Origin of the sequence: Roseinatronobacter thiooxidans (genome assembly GCF_001870675.1) — a bacterium.
GTDB lineage: Bacteria > Pseudomonadota > Alphaproteobacteria > Rhodobacterales > Rhodobacteraceae > Roseinatronobacter > Roseinatronobacter thiooxidans.
On sequence record NZ_MEHT01000015.1, the window covers coordinates 102,804 to 120,877 of the forward strand.

Sequence of the window (18,074 nt, forward strand, 5' to 3'; positions counted from 1 at the left end):
TCAGCTTTCCCCCTCAAACGGGTCGGCAGGCACATCGCGTGCATCCCAGCCAAACAGCTTCCAGCTCTCGGCCATATGGTCGGGCAATGGGGCTGTCAGCTCCAGCATCGCGCCTGTCACAGGGTGCTCTACCCGCAAGGACCGCGCATGCAGATGCAGCTTGCGGCTCACCTCGCCGCCAATCCCCGCGCCCCAGCCATCGCCAAGGTTTTCCTGCGCTGATCCGCCATATTTGCCATCCCCCATAATCGGATGGCCCATCTCGGCCATATGCGCGCGCAACTGGTGTGTGCGGCCCGTGATCGGCGACAGGGCCACCCAAGCCGCGCGCCCGCCCAGCCGCTCCAACACGGCGAAATCGGTGGTCGCGCGCTTGGCCCCTTCGACCTTGTCGACTTCGGCAGGGTGGATGCAGTGCATCTTCTCATTGCCCCCCCGTCCACCGGCCTTGACCAGCCCGTATTTGATCGTGCCCTTCAAAGGTTGCGGCACACCGGCCACCAGTGCCCAGTAGATCTTGCGCGTCTCGCGGTGGCGAAACGCTTCGGCCAGCCTACGCGCCACGCGCGGGGTGCGCGCCAGCAGCAACACGCCAGAAGTGTCCTTGTCCAGCCGGTGCACCAGCACAGGGCGTTCCTTATAGTCAAACATCAGCGCCTCGGTCAGCCCGTCAACATGCCGGTTGCCCTGCCCGCTGCCGCCCTGACTCGGCAGGCCCGTCGGTTTGTTCAGCGCGATGATATGCTGGTCTTTCCACATCACGGCGGCCTGAATCATCCGCGCATCACTGGCGCTGATCTTGGATTTGGGCTCTGCCAAGGCGGGCATGCTTTCAGGCAGGGGCGGGACGCGCACCTGCTGTCCGGCCTCGATCCGGCTTGACGCCTTGACCCGCGCGCCATCCACGCGAATATCGCCCTTGCGGCAGGCCTTCTCGATCAGCCCTTGCGTGATTTGCGGAAACTGGCGCTTCAGCCAGCGATCCAGCCGCTGCTCGCCCTCTTCCGGCCCCACTTGCACAACCTGCACTTTACTCATCTTCATCCCCGCTTTTCACATCTTCCTTTCCCTGCCAGCCCCCCGATGTCAACCGGATGCAAGACGCAACCGCAGGCAGACAGCCAATCTGACATTTTCTTGCTCCAAATACTCGCGGGGGTCCGGGGGCGGCAGCCCCCGGGGTTAGCCGCCGCGCTTGGCCCGCAATTTGGCGAAATAGGCCAGCCGCTTGGCCAATTCCCGCTCGAATCCGCGCTCGCGCGGCTGGTACAGCACCGGGCGCTTAACCCCTTCGGGAAAATAATCCTGCCCTGAAAATCCGTCCTCGGCGTCATGGTCGTAATCATAGCCCGCCCCGTAGCCCTGGTCTTTCATTAGCTTCGTGGGCGCATTCAGAATATGCTTGGGCGGGGGCAGCGAGCCGGTTTGCTTTGCCAGTTTCAGCGCGGCTTTCCACGCCACATAGCCCGCATTCGACTTGGGTGCGAGGGCGAGGTAGCTGACCGCCTGCGCCAGCGCCAGATCCCCCTCGGGGCTGCCCAAGCGCTCGTAACTCTGCCACGCTTCCAGACAGACAGCTTGCGCCTGCGGGTCTGCAAGGCCGATATCTTCAACTGCCATCCGCGTCAGGCGGCGCGCCAGATAGCGGGGGTCTTCGCCCCCCTCTATCATGCGTGCGAACCAGTAAAGTGCGGCATCGGGGTCCGACCCGCGCACGGATTTGTGCAGCGCCGAGATCAGGTTGTAATGCGCATCCCCCGATTTGTCGTATTGCGCCGCGCGCCGCATCAGGCGTTTGGACAGATCGGCGCTGTTCAGCTTTCCGCTCAGCCCCCAGCCCATCACCTGCTCGATCAGGTTCAGCGCCGCGCGCCCGTCGCCATCGGCCATGTCCAGCAGCGCCTCGCGCGCGGGGCCGTCCAGCGGCAACGCGCGGCCAAAATCCTGTTCGGCGCGTTGGGCCAGAAGTTCAAGATCGGCCAGACTGAACCGCTCCAGCACGATCACCTGCGCACGCGACAAAAGTGCCGCGTTCAACTCGAATGACGGGTTTTCAGTGGTCGCCCCCACCAGAATGATGGTGCCATCTTCCATATGGGGCAGGAAACTGTCTTGCTGCGACTTGTTGAAGCGGTGAATCTCATCCACGAATAACAATGTGCCGCGCCCGTTCTGGCGACGCAGTTTCGCCTGCTCGAACACCTTGCGCAACTCCGGCACGCCTGTGAAAATCGCGCTGAGTTGTGTGAAATGCAGCGCGGTTTCATCCGCCAGCAACCGCGCGATGGTTGTCTTGCCCACCCCCGGCGGCCCCCACAGGATGAGAGAGGCGATCTGCCCACTGGCCAGCATTGCCCCCAACGGCCCGTCATCGCGCAACACTTTGTCCTGCCCGATCACATCGCGCAGGCTGCGCGGGCGCAACCTGTCCGCAAGCGGACGGGGCGCGCTGTCGGGCGCAGTGTCTTGGGTGTCGAACAGGTCAGCCATATATGCAGTCTATCCCTGTTGCGGCGCGTGCGAAAGGCGCATCACAACCGGAAGCGCAGGGCCACGCGCCGCCCGTCGCGCAAAACCTCGATCAACCATGTGCGCGTCTGTTCGCGCGCCAGCTGCACCACATCCTCGGTCGAAGTGATGGCCGCGCCATTTATCGCTAGCAGAATATCCCCCCTGCGCAGGCCGGTACGGGCGGCAAATTGTTCCAGCCCGGTGACGATGATCCCCTCTGCCTCTGGCGCAAGGTTGTATTCGGAAATCACCGCCGGATTGATCCGCGCGACAGACAGCCCCCGCAGGGCAGAGCGTCCGTCCACATATCGCGCCTGACGGTCGGGGCTATCGGGTGCTGCGATCAGGGCAATCTGGGTGGTCGTCACCTGATCGCCGCGCCGGTAGGTCAGGTCCGATTGCGCACCAAGCCCCTGCACCGACAGGCGGAACATCATCTCGGGGGCCGAGTTGACCGCAGCACCATCGACGCTCAGGACCACATCGCCGCGCAGCAGCCCCGCTTTGGCAAGCGGGCTGTCTGGGTGCATTTCCAGCAGGATCACCCCTTCGGGGGCGGTTTGCCCGAAAGCATCGGCCAGCGCCGCATCGACCGCCTGTGCCGTCACGCCCGCCCAAGGCCGCTGAAAACTGGATTGCCCCGCGCGCGCCTGTTCAACCACTGCCGCGACCAGATTGGCCGGTATCGCAAAGCCAATGCCATGCGACGCCCCCGAGCGCGAGATGATCGCGGTGTTCACCCCCACCAGCCGCCCCTGCATATCGACCAGCGCACCGCCGGAATTGCCCGGATTGATCGGCGCATCGGTCTGGATGAAATACCCCCTGCCCGACCCCACCGCGATACCCGACCGCGCCAGCCCCGAGATGATGCCGCTGGACACTGTCTGCCCCACCCCGAACGGGTTGCCGATGGCCAGAACCAGATCACCCACTTCGGCGGCGTCAGAATCCGCGAAGTGCAGGTTTGGCAAGCCGGATGCCCCGCGCAACCGCAGCACCGCCAGATCGCTTTCTTCATCTGTCAGGATGATTTCGGCGTCATATTCGCGGCGGTCATTCAGCACGACCCTGATCTCGGTCGCATTGCCCACAACATGGAAGTTTGACACGACAATCCCATCCTCGGACAGAATAACCCCCGACCCCAGCGCGTTTTGTACCCGCGGGGTGACCTGCCCGAAATTGCGAAACAGATCGCCAAAGAAGGGATCATTCGCAAACGGGCTAGCGCGCTGCGCAACAACACGCTGCGCATAGATATTGACCACAGCGGGCGCGGCATGGCGCACGACCGGCCCAAAACTGAGTTGCACTTCGGCCAGCGAGTTTGGCACCGTCTCGGCCCGCGCAGGGATTGCCCAAGCCAAGGCCGCACAAAACGCAATCAGGGTGACAGGACGCATATGCAAAACTCCCTCTTACAGCTTGCGCAATATAGGAAACGGCCAGCGCCAAGTTCAATGCAAAAGGCCCGCACAAGATGTGCGGGCCTTTGCTTAACGCTGTGCTGCGAAACTTAGGCTTCGGCTGCTTCTGCTTCCAGACGGGCCAGATCGGCAGCGCCTTTGGCAGTCACGTCACGGTCAACAAATTCGATGATCGCCATTGGCGCCATGTCGCCATACCGGAAACCGGCTTTCAGAATGCGCACATAGCCGCCCTGACGGTCTTTGTAGCGGGGGCCAAGCACGTCAAACAGCTTGGCAACATACATGTCCTGCTTCAGCTGCGATGCGGCCTGACGGCGTGCATGCAGGTCGCCGCGCTTGGCCAGCGTGATCAGCTTTTCGATGATCGGGCGCAGTTCCTTGGCTTTGGGCAGGGTGGTCTTGATCTGCTCATGTTCAATGAGCGAGCCCGACATATTCGCCCACAGCGCCTTGCGGTGCTCATGTGTGCGGTTCAGGCGGCGGTATCCTCTGGCGTGACGCATGTCATTTCTCCTTTAACGTCATTTTTACTTTGTCTGGCCTAGGCTGCGTGACCTCGGCTCTCCTTGGGGCATGTGCCCGGTCGTAGGCAGGGCGGGTGGTTGACCCGCCCTGCAAATCTTAGAACTGGTCTTCGAACCGCTTGGCAAGGTCGTCGATATTCTCTGGCGGCCATTCCTCGACATCCATGCCAAGGTGCAAGCCCATACCAGACAGCACTTCCTTGATCTCGTTCAGCGATTTGCGGCCGAAATTCGGTGTGCGCAGCATTTCTGCTTCGGTCTTCTGAATCAGATCGCCAATATACACGATATTGTCGTTCTTCAGGCAGTTGGCCGAACGGACCGACAGTTCCAACTCGTCTACTTTCTTCAGCAGCAGCGGGTTGAATTCCAGACCGTCATCATCATCTTTCGAGCCAGCCGATTCAGGCTCGTCGAAATTGACGAAGATTTGCAGCTGGTCTTGCAGAATGCGCGCCGCGAATGCGACAGCATCTTCTGCACTGACAGAACCGTCAGTTTCCACTTTCATGGTCAGCTTATCATAATCCAGAACCTGCCCTTCGCGGGTGGGCTGAACTTCGTAGCTGGTTTTCTTGACAGGCGAGAAAATGGCGTCGATCGGAATCAGACCGATGGGCGCATCTTCGGGCCGGTTCTTGTCGGCCGAGACATAGCCCTTGCCGGTATTCACCGTCAGTTCCATGTAGACCGACGCGCCATCGTCAAGGTGACAGATGACCTGATCGCGGTTCAGAACCTCGATGCCCGCAGATGTCTGAATATCACCCGCAGTCACAACGCCCGGCCCTTGTGCGGAAATCGACAGGCGTTTTGGCCCTTCGACATCCATGCGCAGGGACACGGTTTTCAGGTTCAGAACAATATCTGTCACATCTTCGCGCACGCCCGGCACGGAAGAGAATTCGTGCAGCACATTGTCAATCTGGACAGAGGTGATGGCCGCGCCCTGAAGCGACGACATCAGCACGCGACGCAGCGCGTTGCCAAGGGTCAGACCAAAGCCGCGTTCCAGCGGTTCTGCAATGACTGTTGCCTGACGCATAGGGTCAGCACCTGGCTTGACTTCCAGTTGCGTGGGCTTGATCAATTCTTGCCAATTTTTATGGATCATGCGTGTCGCCTCCATTCCTGTTGCTGCGCCATGTCCGTAACGCGGCAACGCCCGAGGTTCAAAAATGACAAAGCCAGACCGCGAAAATCACGCGGCCTGACCAAGGGTATACAGAAATCAGACGCGACGCCGCTTTGGCGGGCGGCAGCCATTATGGGCCATTGGTGTCACATCGCGGATAGACGTGATGTTGAAACCGGCAGCAGCCAAGGCGCGCAGCGCAGATTCACGGCCCGAACCGGGGCCTTGCACTTCGACTTCCAATGTCTTGACGCCATGTTCCTGCGCCTTCTTGCCTGCATCTTCGGCAGCAAGCTGGGCGGCATAAGGTGTCGATTTACGCGACCCTTTGAACCCCATTGTGCCAGCAGACGACCAAGAAATGGCGTTGCCCTGCACATCCGAGATCAGGATTTTGGTGTTGTTGAAGCTGGAGTTCACATGGGCAACACCAGCAGCAATATTCTTGCGGACTTTGCGTTTGACGCGAGTCTTTTCACGAGCCATCGTTCAAACCTCCCCTTACTTCTTCTTGCCGGCGATTGCTTTCGCCGGACCTTTGCGCGTGCGCGCATTGGTATGTGTGCGCTGTCCGCGCACGGGAAGGTTGCGACGATGACGCAGACCACGGTAAGACCCCATGTCCATCATGCTTTTGATGTTCATCTGGACTTCGCGGCGCAAATCGCCTTCAACTGTGAAATTCGCGTCGATATGTTCACGGATGGACAGGATCTCGCTGTCCGACAGCTCGTTGACGCGGCGCGTCAGGTCGATGCCCACCGAAGTGCAAATCTCCTCGGCCGCTCTGGGGCCGATGCCGTGGATATAGGTCAACGCGATGGGAACGCGCTTTCCTGTCGGGATGTTTACGCCAGCAATACGTGCCACGCGGGTGCTTCCTTTCGTTGCGGTTCCGTAATACCAGAACCTTTTTTCACAACACGGGCCGAATGCCCGCGTGCATCAAAAACAAATCACGCCCCGAATACGAGGCGCGATTCGTCAGTCGAGATTTGCGGGTAAGTCTTTTTCGTCATAACGTCAATAGGATCAGACAGCGTTTTATCACACGTCGCGGTTACCGCAGGCTTTGGGGAGAGATACGCGCGAATTTACGCGCATCCCCCCTGCACCCAGTGCATATATCAGCGGCGCGCGGGTGCTTTTGGTTTGCCCGCTGGCCCCTTTTTGCGGCCCTTGCCGCGAAGCTGCGACTTCTCCAAAAGCCCCTCATACTGATGCGCGACTAGATGCGACTGAACACGGTTGATCGTGTCCATCGTCACCGACACAACAATCAGAACCGAAGTACCGCCAAAATAGAACGGGATGGCAAGCTGGCCGCGCAGGATTTCGGGAAGCAAACACACAGCCGCCAGATAGATCGCGCCGACAGTGACAATCCGGTGGACCACATAGTCCAGATACTCTTCAGTGCGCTTGCCCGGACGAATACCGGGAATAAACCCGTTCTGGTTTTTCAGGTTATCGGCCACATCTTCGGTCTTGAAGGCCACATTCGTGGTGTAGAAGAATGTGAAAAAGATGATCATCGCCGTGAAGAATGCCAGATAGGCAGGCTGCCCCGGCCCGAAATAGGCCAGCACCGTCGCCATAAATTCGCTTTGCGAATTGCCAGAGAAGGTCGCGACCGTGGTCGGCAACAGCAACAGCGATGACGCGAAGATGGCGGGAATCACATTGGCGGGGTTCACCTTGATCGGCAGATGCGACGCACCGCCGTCAAACACTTTCATACCAACCTGACGCCGCGGGTATTGAATGGTGATCTTGCGGATCGCGCGTTCCATGAACACCACGAAGGCGATCACCGCAATCACCATAATGATAACCCCGACGATCACTGCGGGAGAGATGTCACCAGTCCGTCCCTGGCTGAGGAATTGCGCAAGTGCCGCTGGCAATTCGGCGATGATGCCCACAAAGATGATCAACGAGATACCGTTGCCGATGCCGCGCTCGGTGATCTGCTCGCCCAGCCACATCAGGAACATGGTGCCGCCCACAAGCGTAATCACCACAGCCGAGCGGAAAAACCAGCCCGGATCGGTTGCAAGATCGCCCGCTTCCAACGACACGGCAAGCCCGTAAGATTGGCCCGTCGCCAGAATAACAGTCAGATAGCGCGTATACTGGTTCAGCTTGCGCCGCCCCATCTCGCCTTCTTTCTTGAGCTGTTTCCAAGGCTCGTACATGGCACCAACCAACTGCACGATAATGGCTGCGGAAATATAGGGCATGATGCCAAGGGCAAAAATACCCATGCGGCTGATTGCGCCGCCTGTGAACATGTTGAGCATGCCACCGATACCGGCCGCTGCCTCATCCATAAATTCACGCAGTGCCAGACCATCGATGCCCGGCACAGGAATATATGTCCCGATTCGATAAACAATCAGAAGCCCGAGCGCAAAAAAGATGCGGCGGCGCAAATCCGTGGCTTTCGCCAGCGCGCCCCACCCAGTGTTGGTCGCAAGTGAATCAGAAGCAGATGCCATGCGCGTCTCTCTCTGTCATGTCAGCGCCGCCAAACCGGGGTACGGTCGGCGGCGCGAAATCCCGTATGCGGATGATGTAAGCGGCGAAGACGCCGCTCACAACCATTATTCGGCTGCCGCCTCTTCCTTTTTCGCCACAGGAGCGAGGATCTCGATAGAACCGCCAGCTTTTTCTACAGCATCAACCGCTGATTTCGAGGCACCAGTGACCTGCAAGGAAACTTTCGTCGTGATCTCGCCCTTCGCCAGAACGCGCACGCCATCCAGCTTGCGACGCACCAGACCGGATGCGATCAGCGCATCTTCGGTGATGAGGTTGCTGGCGTCCAGCTTGCCTTCGGTGATGAATTTCTCGATCAGGCCAAGGTTGACGACAGCAAAAGCCTTGCGGTTTGGCTTGTTGAAGCCACGCTTTGGCAGACGCATGTACAAAGGCATCTGACCGCCTTCGTAGGACTTGATCGCCACACCAGAACGCGAGTTCTGACCCTTGATCCCGCGGCCACCCATTTTGCCCTTGCCAGAGCCGGGACCGCGACCAACGCGCATGCGCTTTTTGGTGGCGCCTGCATTGTCACGAAGTTCATTCAGTTTCATGTCGCTTCTCCTTTTGCCGGAACACCCTGCCAGCGACGGATCAGGGCAACGCGGCGTTGTAAATGTCGGACAAGAGGCCCCGGATCAAGTCCGGGGCCGCTGGAATTATTCTATTCAGCCGCGCTCTTCAATGATCTGCACCATATGCGAGATCGAGTTGACCATGCCGCGCACGGAAGGTGTATCTTCCAGTTCGCGTGTACGGTGCATTTTGTTCAGCCCCAACCCCTTCAGGGTTGCGCGCTGGACTGCGGGGCGACGGATCGGCGAGCCGATCTGTTTGACCACGATGGTTTTTGCCATGATTCTGTGCTCCCCTTATGCGTCGACTGTTTCGGCTTCGGGTTTGCGCAGAATATCCGCAACCTTCTTGCCACGACGCTGTGCCACCTGACGAGGGCTGGACGATGCGCGCAGCGCGTCAAAAGTTGCCCGAACCATATTATAGGGGTTCTGGCTGCCTTGCGACTTTGCCACCACATCCTGCAAGCCCAGCATCTCGAACACGGCACGCATTGGACCACCGGCAATGATGCCAGTCCCCGGTACGGCTGTGCGCATGATCACCTTGCCCGCGCCATGACGCCCTTCGATGTCATGATGCAGCGTACGGCCATCGCGCAGCGGCACACGGATCATCTGGCGCTTGGCCTGCTCGGTTGCCTTGCGGATCGCCTCGGGCACTTCTTTCGCCTTGCCCTTGCCGAAGCCCACACGCCCGCGCTGGTCGCCAACCACAACAAGTGCTGCAAAGCCGAAGCGTTTGCCGCCTTTTACGGTTTTCGACACGCGGTTGATCGCGACCAGACGATCGGCGAATTCCGGGTTTTCGTCGCGCTCGCGGCGGTCCCGGCGGTTTTCTCTTTCTGCCATAATCGTCTCCTCAGAACTTCAGGCCGCCTTCACGGGCTGCATCGGCCAAAGCCTTTACCTTCCCGTGAAAGTGAAATCCACCGCGGTCGAAATAGCATTCCTCGACGCCGGCGGCTTTCGCACGTTCGGCAATCGCGGCGCCAATCTTGGTGGCAGCGTCCTTGTTGTTGATGCCCACCAACCCGAAATCCTTTTCGAGCGTCGAGGCCGAGGCCAGTGTTACGCCGTTCGCATCGTCGATCAGCTGAACGCTGATGTTCTTGTTGGAACGGTGAACCGAAAGGCGCGGACGCCCGTTGGCCGTTTTCTTGATCTTGTTCCGTACGCGCAAGCGGCGTTTCTGGAACAGCTTTTGCTTTGTGTTCGCCATCTGTCGCGCCCTTACTTCTTCTTGCCTTCCTTACGGAAGATATATTCGTCCTTGTAGCGGATACCCTTGCCTTTGTAAGGCTCGGGCGCACGCCACTTGCGGATATTTGCAGCACATTCGCCAACGGCCTGCTGGTCCATGCCCTCGACAATGATCTCGGTCTGTTTCGGAACCGTAACAGAAATGCCCTCGGGCACTGTGAAGATCACTTCGTGGCTGTAACCCAGCGACAGTTTCAGGTCTTTGCCCTGCATCGCAGCACGGTAACCAACGCCGACCAGTTCAAGTTCTTTCTTGAACCCGTCTGTCACGCCCTGTGCAAGATTCGCCACCATCGAGCGGGTCATGCCCCACTGCTGGCGCGCACGCTTGGACAGGCCACGCGGCTTGATCGAGACCACATTGCCTTCAAGGATGATATCCACATCGTCACCTGCGGTGAAGCTGCGGGTGCCTTTTGGACCTTTGACCTCGATGGTCTGCCCTTTAACCTGAGCCGAAACGCTTGATGGCAGTTCGACAGGCTTTTTGCCAATACGAGACATCTCAGCCCTCCTCAGAATACACGGCAGAGCACTTCGCCACCAACATTGGCTGCGCGTGCGCTTGCGTCGGACATGACACCCTTGGGTGTCGAGACCACCGAAATACCAAGACCGTTGCGGATCTGTGGAATTTCACGAACACCGGAATAGACGCGGCGACCGGGGGTTGAGATACGCTTGAGTTCGCGGATCACTGGCTGGCCATCTGCATATTTCAGCGAGATTTCCAGTTCGGGGTGACCAGCGTCCGAAGTCGCATGCTCGTAGCCACGGATGTAGCCTTCGTCTTTCAGCACATCCAGAACCCAGGCGCGAAGCTTGGAGGCCGGTGTGCGGACAGTGGATTTGCCGCGCATCTGCGCGTTGCGAATACGGGTCAGCATATCGCCGAGAGGATCGTTCATCATTTTGCGATCTCCTTACCAGCTCGACTTGACCATGCCCGGAATCTGACCCTTGGAGGCCAGATCACGCAACGCGATCCGCGAAAGTTTCAGTTTGCGATAGTACGCTTTCGGACGGCCTGTCAGCTGGCAGCGGTTGTGCAAGCGCGTCTCGGACGAGTTGCGCGGCAGCTGTGCCAGTTTCAGGTTCGCCTTGAACCGTTCTTCCATCGGGCGTTCGGCGTCGGCGGCGATAGCTTTCAGCTCAGCACGCTTTGTGGCGTATTTCGCCACCAGCTTCTGGCGCTTCTTCTCGCGTTCGACCATTGCTTTTTTAGCCATTTGATCTCTCCCTCTCGCGTCAGCTTGTGAAGGGCATGTTGAAAGCTTTCAACAGCGCCTTGGCTTCCGCGTCGGTCTTCGCGGTGGTGCAGATGATCACGTCCATCCCCCACATCTCATCGATCTGGTCGAAGTTGATCTCGGGGAAAACGATATGTTCCTTGATGCCCATGGCATAGTTGCCATTGCCATCAAAAGACGAGCCTTTCACACCGCGGAAGTCGCGCACGCGCGGCAGGGCGACAGTGATCAGACGGTCAAGGAATTCATACATCCGCTCACCGCGCAGGGTGACTTTCACACCCAGCGGCATTTCTTCCCGAACGCGGAAACCGGCGATCGAGTTGCGTGCCTTGGTGATCACGGCTTTCTGGCCAGCAATTGCGGTCAGATCGGCCTGTGCCGATTTGATCTTCTTGCTGTCTTTTACGGCTTCACCGATGCCCATGTTCAGCACGATTTTATCGAGCTTCGGGATCATCATGTCGTTCTTGTAGCCGAATTCTTCTTTCATCGCCGGGCGAACAACGTCTTTGTAGACGGTCCGCAAACGAGGCGTGTAGTTTGCGACGTCAAGCATCAGATCGCCTCCCCGGTTGTCTTGGCGTAACGCACTTTCTTGTCGTCTTCCATGCGGAAGCCGACGCGCGTTGCCTTGCCATTGCCATCGACCAGAGCGAGGTTCGACAGCGCGATGGGCATTGCCTGTGGCAAACGGCCACCCTGGCTTTGCTGGGACTGCTTGGTGTGACGGATCGAGATGTTGATGCCGTTCACAACAGCCTTGTTATCGGCAGGCATGACGCGATCAATCTCGCCTGTCTTGCCTTTGTCCTTGCCTGCAAGAACGATGACCTTGTCACCTTTTTTGAGTTTTGCAGCCATTACAGCACCTCCGGCGCGAGCGAGATGATCTTCATGAAGTTCTTCGCGCGCAGCTCGCGCACAACCGGCCCGAAGATACGGGTACCGACAGGCTCGCCAGCGTTATTCAGGATGACGGCCGCATTGCGGTCGAAACGGATGGCGGTGCCATCTTCGCGCCGCACTTCTTTTGCGGTACGCACGACGACAGCTTTACGCACGTCGCCTTTTTTCACACGGCCTTTAGGAATTGCTTCCTTGACCGATACAACGATGATGTCGCCCACGGACGCATAGCGCCGCTTGGACCCACCGAGGACCTTGATGCACTGAACCCGGCGTGCGCCAGAGTTATCAGCTACATCCAGATTGGTCTGCATCTGGATCATTAGGTTTCTCCCGACCTTTGGGCATCATGCCCAGGGTTTCGATAAGACTGAAAAGCCCTAGTTTACGCTTGCGCGTCGACCAGAACTTCCCAGCGTTTGGTTTTCGAGATAGGCGCACATTCGACGATGCGAACAGTGTCACCAACCTTGAACTGGTTCAGCGGATCATGCGCGCGATATTTCTTCGTGCTACGAACCGTTTTCTTCATCATCGGGTGCGTGAAGCGGCGCTCGACCAGAACCGTTACGGTCTGTTCATTCTTATCGCTCGTCACCTTGCCTTGCAAAATGCGTTTGGGCATGGCCTGGCTCCTTAATTCGCCGCCGCGACGCGGGCTTTTTCGTTGAGGATCGTCGATACGCGGGCAGCGTCACGACGGACTTTGCGGATGCGCGCTGTGTTGTCCAGCTGGTTCGTCGCCTTTTGGAAGCGCAGGTTAAACGCCTCCTTCTTCAGCGACACCAGTTCGTCACGCAGCTGATCCGGTGTTTTGTTACGCAGTTCTTCGGCGTTCATGGCCTTTTCCTTCAGTCAACATTCACTGGAGAGCCCCCCGTAAAAGGGTCACCCTGATTCCCAGCGGAGATGGATGAGCGCGTCCTATAGGCCGGATACGCCCGAATGGCAAGCATCTTGCCGAAAAGAATATGTCCCGACCTGTATCAGGCCGGGACATAGGATTTTAACAGGCGCGTCGTGCTTACCAGTCTTCGCGTGCAACGACGCGGGTCTTGATAGGCAGCTTCATCGCGGCCAGACGCAATGCTTCGCGGGCTGTGGCGTCATTCACGCCATCAATCTCGAACATCACGCGACCGGGCTTGACCTTGGCCGCCCAGAAATCGACCGAACCTTTACCTTTACCCATCCGCACTTCGGTGGGCTTCGATGTGACAGGCACATCAGGGAAGATGCGGATCCACACACGGCCCTGACGCTTCATGTGGCGCGTCATGGCACGGCGTGCAGCTTCGATCTGGCGCGCAGTGATACGCTCTGGCTCGATCGCTTTCAGCCCATAGCTGCCAAAGTTCAGGTCAAACCCGCCCTTTGCTTCGCCATGAATGCGGCCTTTGTGCTGTTTGCGGAACTTCGTCCGTTTTGGTTGCAACATGGTGTCTCTCCTTCAGTCGGATCAGCGACGCGGGCGCTGAGCGCCGCCACTGTCCTGAAGTTCCTGATGCCGGCGGTCACGGGCTTGTGGATCATGTTCCATGATCTCGCCCTTGAAGATCCAGACCTTGACACCGATGATCCCGTAGGCGGTTTTCGCCTCGGAATGCGCGTGGTCGATATCTGCGCGCAGCGTGTGCAGCGGAACGCGACCCTCACGGTACCATTCTGTCCGCGCAATTTCTGCACCGCCCAGACGACCGGCCAGATTGACACGGATGCCAAGCGCGCCCATGCGCATTGCGTTCTGAACCGAACGCTTCATCGCACGGCGGAAGCTGACACGGCGCTCCAGCTGCTGGCAGATGCTTTCAGCAACCAGCTGTGCGTCCAGCTCGGGCTTGCGCACTTCAACGATGTTGAGGTGCAGGTCCGAATCGGTGAGGTTGGCAAGCTTCTTGCGCAGCGTCTCGATATCCGCGCCTTTCTTGCCAATGATCACACCGGGGCGTGCTGTGTGGATCGTGACGCGGCATTTCTTGTGCGGACGCTCGATGATCACACGGCTGATGCCAGCCTGCTTGCATTCTTCATTGATGAAGTCGCGGATCTTCAGATCCTCGAGCAGCAGATTGCCATAGTCTTTGCTTTCAGCGAACCAGCGGCTGTCCCAGGTACGGTTAACCTGTAGGCGCATGCCAATCGGATTGACCTTCTGACCCATTATGCTTGCTCCTCGACCTGGCGAACCTTGATGGTCAGCTCTGAAAACGGCTTCATGATCTTGCCGAACCGGCCACGCGCACGCGGACGACCGCGCTTCATGACAAGGTTCTTGCCAACCCAAGCTTCCGCGACAACCAGACCGTCAACGTCCAGCCCGTGGTTGTTTTCAGCATTGGCAATCGCCGATTGCAGGCATTTCTTGACGTCGCCTGCAATGCGCTTTTTCGAGAAGGTCAGGTCCGTCAGGGCCTTGTCCACCTTCTTGCCGCGGATCATGGCCGCGACAAGGTTCAGCTTCTGCGGCGATGTGCGCAGCATGCGTGTCTTGGCCATGGCCTCGTTTTCGGCCACGCGGCGCGGATTTGTCTCTTTACCCATGGCTTATTTCCGTTTCGCTTTTTTGTCGGCTGCGTGACCGTAATAGGTCCGCGTCGGCGAATACTCACCGAACTTCTGGCCGATCATGTCCTCGGTCACATTGACAGGAATATGCTTCTTGCCATTGTACACACCGAATGTCAGCCCCACGAACTGGGGCAGAATGGTCGAACGGCGTGACCAGATTTTGATAACTTCATTGCGACCCGACTCGCGCGACTTCTCCGCCTTTTTCAAGACGTAAGCGTCAACGAAAGGGCCCTTCCAAACTGAACGTGCCATGGATTAGCGACCCTTCTTCTTCGCGTGACGTGACCGCAGAATATACTGATCGGTCTGCTTGTTCGAGCGCGTCTTGCGACCCTTGGTGTCTTTACCCCAAGGTGTAACCGGCGTACGGCCACCCGAGGTCCGACCTTCACCACCACCATGCGGGTGATCGATCGGGTTCATTGCGACACCGCGAACCGATGGACGTTTGCCCTGATGACGTGTGCGACCAGCCTTGCCGAAATTCTGGTTGGAATTGTCGGGGTTGGACACAGCGCCCACAGTTGCGAAACATTCCTGACGCACCAGACGCAACTCGCCCGAAGACAAGCGGATCTGTGCATAGCCGCCATCGCGACCTACGAACTGCGCATAGGTGCCTGCGGCGCGCGCGATCTGGCCGCCCTTGCCGGGCTTCATTTCGATATTGTGTACGATCGTCCCGATGGGCATGCCCGAGAAGGGCATTGCATTGCCGGGCTTTACGTCTGCTTTCGCGGACGCGATGACCTTGTCACCAATCGCCAGACGCTGAGGGGCCAGAATATAGGCCTGCTCGCCATCTTCATATTTGATCAGGGCGATAAAGGCGGTGCGGTTCGGGTCATATTCGATCCGCTCCACAACAGCCGGAACGTCAAGCTTCGAGCGCTTGAAATCCACGATGCGATAAAGACGCTTTGCGCCACCGCCGATGCGGCGTGCAGTGATCCGTCCGGTGTTGTTCCGACCACCCGATTTGGTCAAGCCTTCTGTGAGGGCCTTGACCGGGCGACCTTTCCAAAGCTCCGAACGGTCGATCAGAACCAGCCCACGCTGGCCAGGCGTCGTCGGTTTATACGACTTGAGTGCCATGCTTTCTGTCTTCCGTGTGCTCTGGACCAATTGGTCCGGTTTCAGTCAATCCGGCGCGATAACGCCAAATAACCAGCGGCCCCGAATACAACGGGGCCGCTGAGTCGTTCAGTCCTTTATCAAAGCCCTGTCGAGACGTCGATAGCATTTCCCTCTTCGAGGGTGACATATGCTTTCTTTACGTCCTTGCGGCGTCCGGGCATGCCCTTGAACCGCTTGACCTTGCCTTTGGTAATGGTCGTGTTCACCGCTTTGACCTTCACACCAAAGATCGCTTCAACAGCATCCTTGATCTGGGGCTTGTTCGCGTCGATCGCCACTTCGAACACCACGGCATTGGCTTCAGAAACCATCGTGGCCTTCTCGGTGATGACCGGCTTGCGGATCACGTCGTAATGCTTCGCCTGTGCGCTCATGCTAACCGAGCCTCCAGTGCTTCAAGTCCGGCGCGTGTGATCACCAGAGTGTCACGGCGCAGGATGTCATAAACATTGGCCCCCATCGACGACAACACATCAACCCCTTCAAGGTTGCGTGCGGCGCGGGCGAAATTCTCGTTCACCTCTGCCCCGTCGATGATCAGCGCCTTTTTCCAGCCCAGCTCCTTGGCCGCCTTTGCCAGAACAGAGGTCTTGGCTTCCGCCATCTCTGTTGTGTCCAGAACGATCAGCTTGCCGCTGCCTGCTTTCGCCGAAAGCGCCATGCGCAAACCCAGCGCACGGACTTTCTTGGGCAGATCAAAAGCGTGGCTGCGCGGGGTTGGCCCCTTGTAGACACCACCTTTGCGGAAGATCGGCGCATTCCGGTCACCATGGCGTGCGCCACCTGTGCCCTTCTGGCGGTAGATCTTCTTGGTCGAGTAGCTGGTTTCCGAGCGGGTCTTGACCTTGTGAGTGCCAGCCTGGGCTTTCGCCCGCTGCCAGCGCACCACGCGGTGCAGGATGTCGGCGCGCGGCTCAAGGCCAAAGATGGCCTCGTTCAGCTCGATCTCGCCGGCATTGCCTGCCTGTAGATTGACAACGTCGAGTTTCATCTCACTCGCCTTCCTTCTTATCGGCTTCGATAGAAGCTTCGGCCTGTTCCAGAGCAGCTTCCTGCTCGGCGGCTTCAGCTTCCAGCGCAGCCTGACGTGCGGCTTCTTCCTCGGCAGCAGCAGCAGCGGCAGCTTCCTCAGCAGCCTTGCGCGCAGCGTCAGCGGCGGATCTCAGCGCAGCAGGCAGAATGGCGTTTTCAGGGAAGGGCTTTTTCACCGCATCCTTGATCGTCACCCAACCCCCACGAGAACCCGGCACAGCACCCTTGACCATGATCAGGCCGCGGTCGCTGTCGGTCTTGACGACCTGAAGGTTCTGCGTTGTCACGCGGGCAGCACCCATGTGACCAGCCATTTTCTTGCCTTTGAACACCTTGCCAGGGTCCTGACACTGCCCGGTCGAGCCGTGCGAGCGGTGGCTGATCGACACACCATGCGACGCCCGAAGGCCGCCGAAGTTGTGGCGCTTCATTGCCCCTGCAAAACCCTTACCGATCGAGGTGCCGGCGACATCGACAAACTGACCTTCAAAATAATGGTCAGCCGTGATTTCTTCACCGACTTCGATCAGGTTCTCGGCACTGACGCGGAACTCGGCCAGCTTGCGCTTGGGCGCAACATTGGCCTTTGCGAAATGCCCACGCATTGGTGCGGGCACGCGCTTTGCCTTTGCAGCACCTGCGCCAAGCTGGACAGCGGTGTAGCCGTCCTTGTCCGCAGTGCGTTGGGCCACAACCTGCAACCCGTCCAGCTGAAGGACAGTCACGGGAACTTGCCGCCCGTCCTCCATGAACAACCGGGTCATGCCCAGCTTCTTTGCGATAACTCCAGAGCGCATTGTCCTGGCTCCTTAAACTTTGATCTCGACATCAACACCCGCAGCGAGGTCGAGCTTCATCAGCGCGTCCACAGTCTGGGGGGTTGGATCGACGATATCGAGAAGGCGTTTATGCGTGCGGATTTCCCACTGGTCGCGCGACTTCTTGTCGATATGCGGACCACGCAGAACCGTAAACTTTTCAATCTTGTTCGGCAGCGGGATCGGTCCGCGCACCTGTGCACCCGTGCGTTTGGCCGTGTTCACGATTTCCTGCGTGCTGGCATCCAGTACGCGGTAATCGAAGGCCTTTAGCCGAATGCGGATATTCTGACCTTGCATCTTGCTGTTCCTTCAGAAGGGAGGATGCGTGGTGTTCCACGCATCCGACCTGCTTGATTACTCGATGATTTT

29 protein-coding genes are annotated in these 18,074 nt (G+C 58.5%); all 29 read right to left on the bottom strand.

The window, feature by feature from the left end:
- The gene (locus tag BG455_RS08470) at positions 1-1,038 is read right to left on the bottom strand and encodes an RluA family pseudouridine synthase (protein ID WP_071469589.1); all 1,038 of its coding nucleotides are present in this window, start codon (positions 1,036-1,038) and stop codon (positions 1-3) included.
- A gap of 144 nt (positions 1,039-1,182) precedes the next feature.
- Positions 1,183-2,490, bottom strand: a complete 1,308-nt coding sequence (locus BG455_RS08475) for a replication-associated recombination protein A (RefSeq protein WP_071469552.1) — start codon at positions 2,488-2,490, stop codon at positions 1,183-1,185.
- Between the two features lie 41 nt (positions 2,491-2,531).
- The gene (locus BG455_RS08480) at positions 2,532-3,917 is read right to left on the bottom strand and encodes a trypsin-like peptidase domain-containing protein (RefSeq protein ID WP_071469553.1); all 1,386 of its coding nucleotides are present in this window, start codon (positions 3,915-3,917) and stop codon (positions 2,532-2,534) included.
- 113 nt (positions 3,918-4,030) lie between these two features.
- The gene (rplQ, locus tag BG455_RS08485; RefSeq protein ID WP_071469554.1) at positions 4,031-4,447 is read right to left on the bottom strand and encodes a 50S ribosomal protein L17; all 417 of its coding nucleotides are present in this window, start codon (positions 4,445-4,447) and stop codon (positions 4,031-4,033) included.
- A 118-nt stretch (positions 4,448-4,565) separates the two neighbouring features.
- Positions 4,566-5,582: a DNA-directed RNA polymerase subunit alpha gene (locus BG455_RS08490; RefSeq protein WP_071469590.1), complete on the bottom strand. Its 1,017-nt coding sequence runs from the start codon at positions 5,580-5,582 to the stop codon at positions 4,566-4,568.
- 117 nt (positions 5,583-5,699) lie between these two features.
- Positions 5,700-6,089, bottom strand: a complete 390-nt coding sequence (gene rpsK, locus BG455_RS08495; protein ID WP_071469555.1) for a 30S ribosomal protein S11 — start codon at positions 6,087-6,089, stop codon at positions 5,700-5,702.
- Positions 6,090-6,104: 15 nt separating this feature from the next.
- Positions 6,105-6,473: a 30S ribosomal protein S13 gene (gene rpsM / locus BG455_RS08500; RefSeq protein WP_071469556.1), complete on the bottom strand. Its 369-nt coding sequence runs from the start codon at positions 6,471-6,473 to the stop codon at positions 6,105-6,107.
- Positions 6,474-6,730: 257 nt separating this feature from the next.
- The gene (gene secY, locus BG455_RS08505; RefSeq protein ID WP_071469557.1) at positions 6,731-8,104 is read right to left on the bottom strand and encodes a preprotein translocase subunit SecY; all 1,374 of its coding nucleotides are present in this window, start codon (positions 8,102-8,104) and stop codon (positions 6,731-6,733) included.
- A gap of 105 nt (positions 8,105-8,209) precedes the next feature.
- Positions 8,210-8,701 carry a 50S ribosomal protein L15 gene (rplO, locus tag BG455_RS08510; RefSeq protein ID WP_071469558.1) on the bottom strand — a complete coding sequence of 164 codons (492 nt, stop codon included), beginning with the start codon at positions 8,699-8,701 and terminating at the stop codon, positions 8,210-8,212.
- A gap of 114 nt (positions 8,702-8,815) precedes the next feature.
- On the bottom strand, positions 8,816-9,004 hold the full coding sequence (gene rpmD / locus BG455_RS08515) for a 50S ribosomal protein L30 (RefSeq protein WP_071469559.1): 189 nt from the start codon (positions 9,002-9,004) through the stop codon (positions 8,816-8,818).
- Positions 9,005-9,019: 15 nt separating this feature from the next.
- Positions 9,020-9,574, bottom strand: coding sequence for a 30S ribosomal protein S5 (rpsE, locus tag BG455_RS08520; RefSeq protein WP_071469560.1), 555 nt, complete (start codon positions 9,572-9,574; stop codon positions 9,020-9,022).
- A 10-nt stretch (positions 9,575-9,584) separates the two neighbouring features.
- Entirely contained in the window at positions 9,585-9,944 is a 360-nt protein-coding gene (gene rplR, locus BG455_RS08525; protein ID WP_071469561.1) for a 50S ribosomal protein L18, read from the bottom strand.
- An 11-nt stretch (positions 9,945-9,955) separates the two neighbouring features.
- Positions 9,956-10,489 (bottom strand): 50S ribosomal protein L6, encoded by a 534-nt coding sequence (gene rplF, locus BG455_RS08530; RefSeq protein ID WP_071469562.1) that lies wholly within the window; start codon positions 10,487-10,489, stop codon positions 9,956-9,958.
- An 11-nt stretch (positions 10,490-10,500) separates the two neighbouring features.
- Entirely contained in the window at positions 10,501-10,893 is a 393-nt protein-coding gene (rpsH, locus tag BG455_RS08535) for a 30S ribosomal protein S8 (RefSeq protein ID WP_071469563.1), read from the bottom strand.
- Between the two features lie 15 nt (positions 10,894-10,908).
- Positions 10,909-11,214 carry a 30S ribosomal protein S14 gene (gene rpsN / locus BG455_RS08540; RefSeq protein ID WP_071469564.1) on the bottom strand — a complete coding sequence of 102 codons (306 nt, stop codon included), beginning with the start codon at positions 11,212-11,214 and terminating at the stop codon, positions 10,909-10,911.
- A gap of 19 nt (positions 11,215-11,233) precedes the next feature.
- Positions 11,234-11,794, bottom strand: a complete 561-nt coding sequence (gene rplE / locus BG455_RS08545; protein WP_071469565.1) for a 50S ribosomal protein L5 — start codon at positions 11,792-11,794, stop codon at positions 11,234-11,236.
- A complete protein-coding gene (gene rplX / locus BG455_RS08550; protein WP_071469566.1) occupies positions 11,794-12,099 on the bottom strand; it encodes a 50S ribosomal protein L24 in 306 nt (101 codons plus the stop codon). Before rplX ends, rplE begins: the two co-directional genes overlap by 1 nt.
- On the bottom strand, positions 12,099-12,467 hold the full coding sequence (gene rplN / locus BG455_RS08555; protein WP_071469567.1) for a 50S ribosomal protein L14: 369 nt from the start codon (positions 12,465-12,467) through the stop codon (positions 12,099-12,101). Before rplN ends, rplX begins: the two co-directional genes overlap by 1 nt.
- Before the next feature lie 62 nt (positions 12,468-12,529).
- Positions 12,530-12,769, bottom strand: coding sequence for a 30S ribosomal protein S17 (gene rpsQ / locus BG455_RS08560; protein WP_071469568.1), 240 nt, complete (start codon positions 12,767-12,769; stop codon positions 12,530-12,532).
- Positions 12,770-12,780: 11 nt separating this feature from the next.
- A complete protein-coding gene (rpmC, locus tag BG455_RS08565) occupies positions 12,781-12,984 on the bottom strand; it encodes a 50S ribosomal protein L29 (protein WP_071469569.1) in 204 nt (67 codons plus the stop codon).
- Positions 12,985-13,168: 184 nt separating this feature from the next.
- Positions 13,169-13,582: a 50S ribosomal protein L16 gene (rplP, locus tag BG455_RS08570; protein ID WP_071469570.1), complete on the bottom strand. Its 414-nt coding sequence runs from the start codon at positions 13,580-13,582 to the stop codon at positions 13,169-13,171.
- A gap of 21 nt (positions 13,583-13,603) precedes the next feature.
- A complete protein-coding gene (rpsC, locus tag BG455_RS08575; protein ID WP_071469571.1) occupies positions 13,604-14,305 on the bottom strand; it encodes a 30S ribosomal protein S3 in 702 nt (233 codons plus the stop codon).
- Positions 14,305-14,685, bottom strand: coding sequence for a 50S ribosomal protein L22 (gene rplV, locus BG455_RS08580; RefSeq protein WP_071469572.1), 381 nt, complete (start codon positions 14,683-14,685; stop codon positions 14,305-14,307). Before rplV ends, rpsC begins: the two co-directional genes overlap by 1 nt.
- Before the next feature lie 3 nt (positions 14,686-14,688).
- Positions 14,689-14,967: a 30S ribosomal protein S19 gene (rpsS, locus tag BG455_RS08585; RefSeq protein ID WP_071469573.1), complete on the bottom strand. Its 279-nt coding sequence runs from the start codon at positions 14,965-14,967 to the stop codon at positions 14,689-14,691.
- A gap of 3 nt (positions 14,968-14,970) precedes the next feature.
- The gene (gene rplB / locus BG455_RS08590; protein ID WP_071469574.1) at positions 14,971-15,810 is read right to left on the bottom strand and encodes a 50S ribosomal protein L2; all 840 of its coding nucleotides are present in this window, start codon (positions 15,808-15,810) and stop codon (positions 14,971-14,973) included.
- Positions 15,811-15,929: 119 nt separating this feature from the next.
- Positions 15,930-16,226, bottom strand: coding sequence for a 50S ribosomal protein L23 (locus BG455_RS08595; protein WP_071469575.1), 297 nt, complete (start codon positions 16,224-16,226; stop codon positions 15,930-15,932).
- Positions 16,223-16,843, bottom strand: coding sequence for a 50S ribosomal protein L4 (gene rplD, locus BG455_RS08600; RefSeq protein WP_071469576.1), 621 nt, complete (start codon positions 16,841-16,843; stop codon positions 16,223-16,225). The genes BG455_RS08595 and rplD overlap by 4 nt, the downstream gene beginning before the upstream one ends.
- A gap of 1 nt (position 16,844) precedes the next feature.
- Positions 16,845-17,681, bottom strand: a complete 837-nt coding sequence (gene rplC, locus BG455_RS08605) for a 50S ribosomal protein L3 (RefSeq protein WP_071469577.1) — start codon at positions 17,679-17,681, stop codon at positions 16,845-16,847.
- A 12-nt stretch (positions 17,682-17,693) separates the two neighbouring features.
- Complete coding sequence (gene rpsJ / locus BG455_RS08610; RefSeq protein ID WP_071469578.1) at positions 17,694-18,002, bottom strand: 30S ribosomal protein S10; 309 nt, start codon at positions 18,000-18,002, stop codon at positions 17,694-17,696.
- Positions 18,003-18,074 lie beyond the last annotated feature (72 nt).

Coding starts and splice junctions, on each gene's coding strand:
- rpsQ (WP_071469568.1), bottom strand. CDS start 12,769: ATGCCCAAACGCATTTTGCAAGGCAAGGTGACGAGCGATAAGAATGAA.
- rpsE (WP_071469560.1), bottom strand. CDS start 9,574: ATGGCAGAAAGAGAAAACCGCCGGGACCGCCGCGAGCGCGACGAAAAC.
- rpsC (WP_071469571.1), bottom strand. CDS start 14,305: ATGGGTCAGAAGGTCAATCCGATTGGCATGCGCCTACAGGTTAACCGT.
- rplO (WP_071469558.1), bottom strand. CDS start 8,701: ATGAAACTGAATGAACTTCGTGACAATGCAGGCGCCACCAAAAAGCGC.
- BG455_RS08490 (WP_071469590.1), bottom strand. CDS start 5,582: ATGATCCATAAAAATTGGCAAGAATTGATCAAGCCCACGCAACTGGAA.
- BG455_RS08475 (WP_071469552.1), bottom strand. CDS start 2,490: ATGGCTGACCTGTTCGACACCCAAGACACTGCGCCCGACAGCGCGCCC.
- rplF (WP_071469562.1), bottom strand. CDS start 10,489: ATGTCTCGTATTGGCAAAAAGCCTGTCGAACTGCCATCAAGCGTTTCG.
- secY (WP_071469557.1), bottom strand. CDS start 8,104: ATGGCATCTGCTTCTGATTCACTTGCGACCAACACTGGGTGGGGCGCG.
- BG455_RS08480 (WP_071469553.1), bottom strand. CDS start 3,917: ATGCGTCCTGTCACCCTGATTGCGTTTTGTGCGGCCTTGGCTTGGGCA.
- rplV (WP_071469572.1), bottom strand. CDS start 14,685: ATGGGTAAAGAGACAAATCCGCGCCGCGTGGCCGAAAACGAGGCCATG.
- rplN (WP_071469567.1), bottom strand. CDS start 12,467: ATGATCCAGATGCAGACCAATCTGGATGTAGCTGATAACTCTGGCGCA.
- rpmC (WP_071469569.1), bottom strand. CDS start 12,984: ATGAACGCCGAAGAACTGCGTAACAAAACACCGGATCAGCTGCGTGAC.
- rplB (WP_071469574.1), bottom strand. CDS start 15,810: ATGGCACTCAAGTCGTATAAACCGACGACGCCTGGCCAGCGTGGGCTG.
- BG455_RS08470 (WP_071469589.1), bottom strand. CDS start 1,038: ATGAGTAAAGTGCAGGTTGTGCAAGTGGGGCCGGAAGAGGGCGAGCAG.
- rplX (WP_071469566.1), bottom strand. CDS start 12,099: ATGGCTGCAAAACTCAAAAAAGGTGACAAGGTCATCGTTCTTGCAGGC.
- rplD (WP_071469576.1), bottom strand. CDS start 16,843: ATGAAACTCGACGTTGTCAATCTACAGGCAGGCAATGCCGGCGAGATC.
- rplR (WP_071469561.1), bottom strand. CDS start 9,944: ATGGCGAACACAAAGCAAAAGCTGTTCCAGAAACGCCGCTTGCGCGTA.
- rpsS (WP_071469573.1), bottom strand. CDS start 14,967: ATGGCACGTTCAGTTTGGAAGGGCCCTTTCGTTGACGCTTACGTCTTG.
- rplC (WP_071469577.1), bottom strand. CDS start 17,681: ATGCGCTCTGGAGTTATCGCAAAGAAGCTGGGCATGACCCGGTTGTTC.
- rpsH (WP_071469563.1), bottom strand. CDS start 10,893: ATGAACGATCCTCTCGGCGATATGCTGACCCGTATTCGCAACGCGCAG.
- rplQ (WP_071469554.1), bottom strand. CDS start 4,447: ATGCGTCACGCCAGAGGATACCGCCGCCTGAACCGCACACATGAGCAC.
- rpsK (WP_071469555.1), bottom strand. CDS start 6,089: ATGGCTCGTGAAAAGACTCGCGTCAAACGCAAAGTCCGCAAGAATATT.
- rplE (WP_071469565.1), bottom strand. CDS start 11,794: ATGCTTGACGTCGCAAACTACACGCCTCGTTTGCGGACCGTCTACAAA.
- rplP (WP_071469570.1), bottom strand. CDS start 13,582: ATGTTGCAACCAAAACGGACGAAGTTCCGCAAACAGCACAAAGGCCGC.
- rpsN (WP_071469564.1), bottom strand. CDS start 11,214: ATGGCTAAAAAAGCAATGGTCGAACGCGAGAAGAAGCGCCAGAAGCTG.
- BG455_RS08595 (WP_071469575.1), bottom strand. CDS start 16,226: ATGAGCGCACAGGCGAAGCATTACGACGTGATCCGCAAGCCGGTCATC.
- rpsJ (WP_071469578.1), bottom strand. CDS start 18,002: ATGCAAGGTCAGAATATCCGCATTCGGCTAAAGGCCTTCGATTACCGC.
- rpmD (WP_071469559.1), bottom strand. CDS start 9,004: ATGGCAAAAACCATCGTGGTCAAACAGATCGGCTCGCCGATCCGTCGC.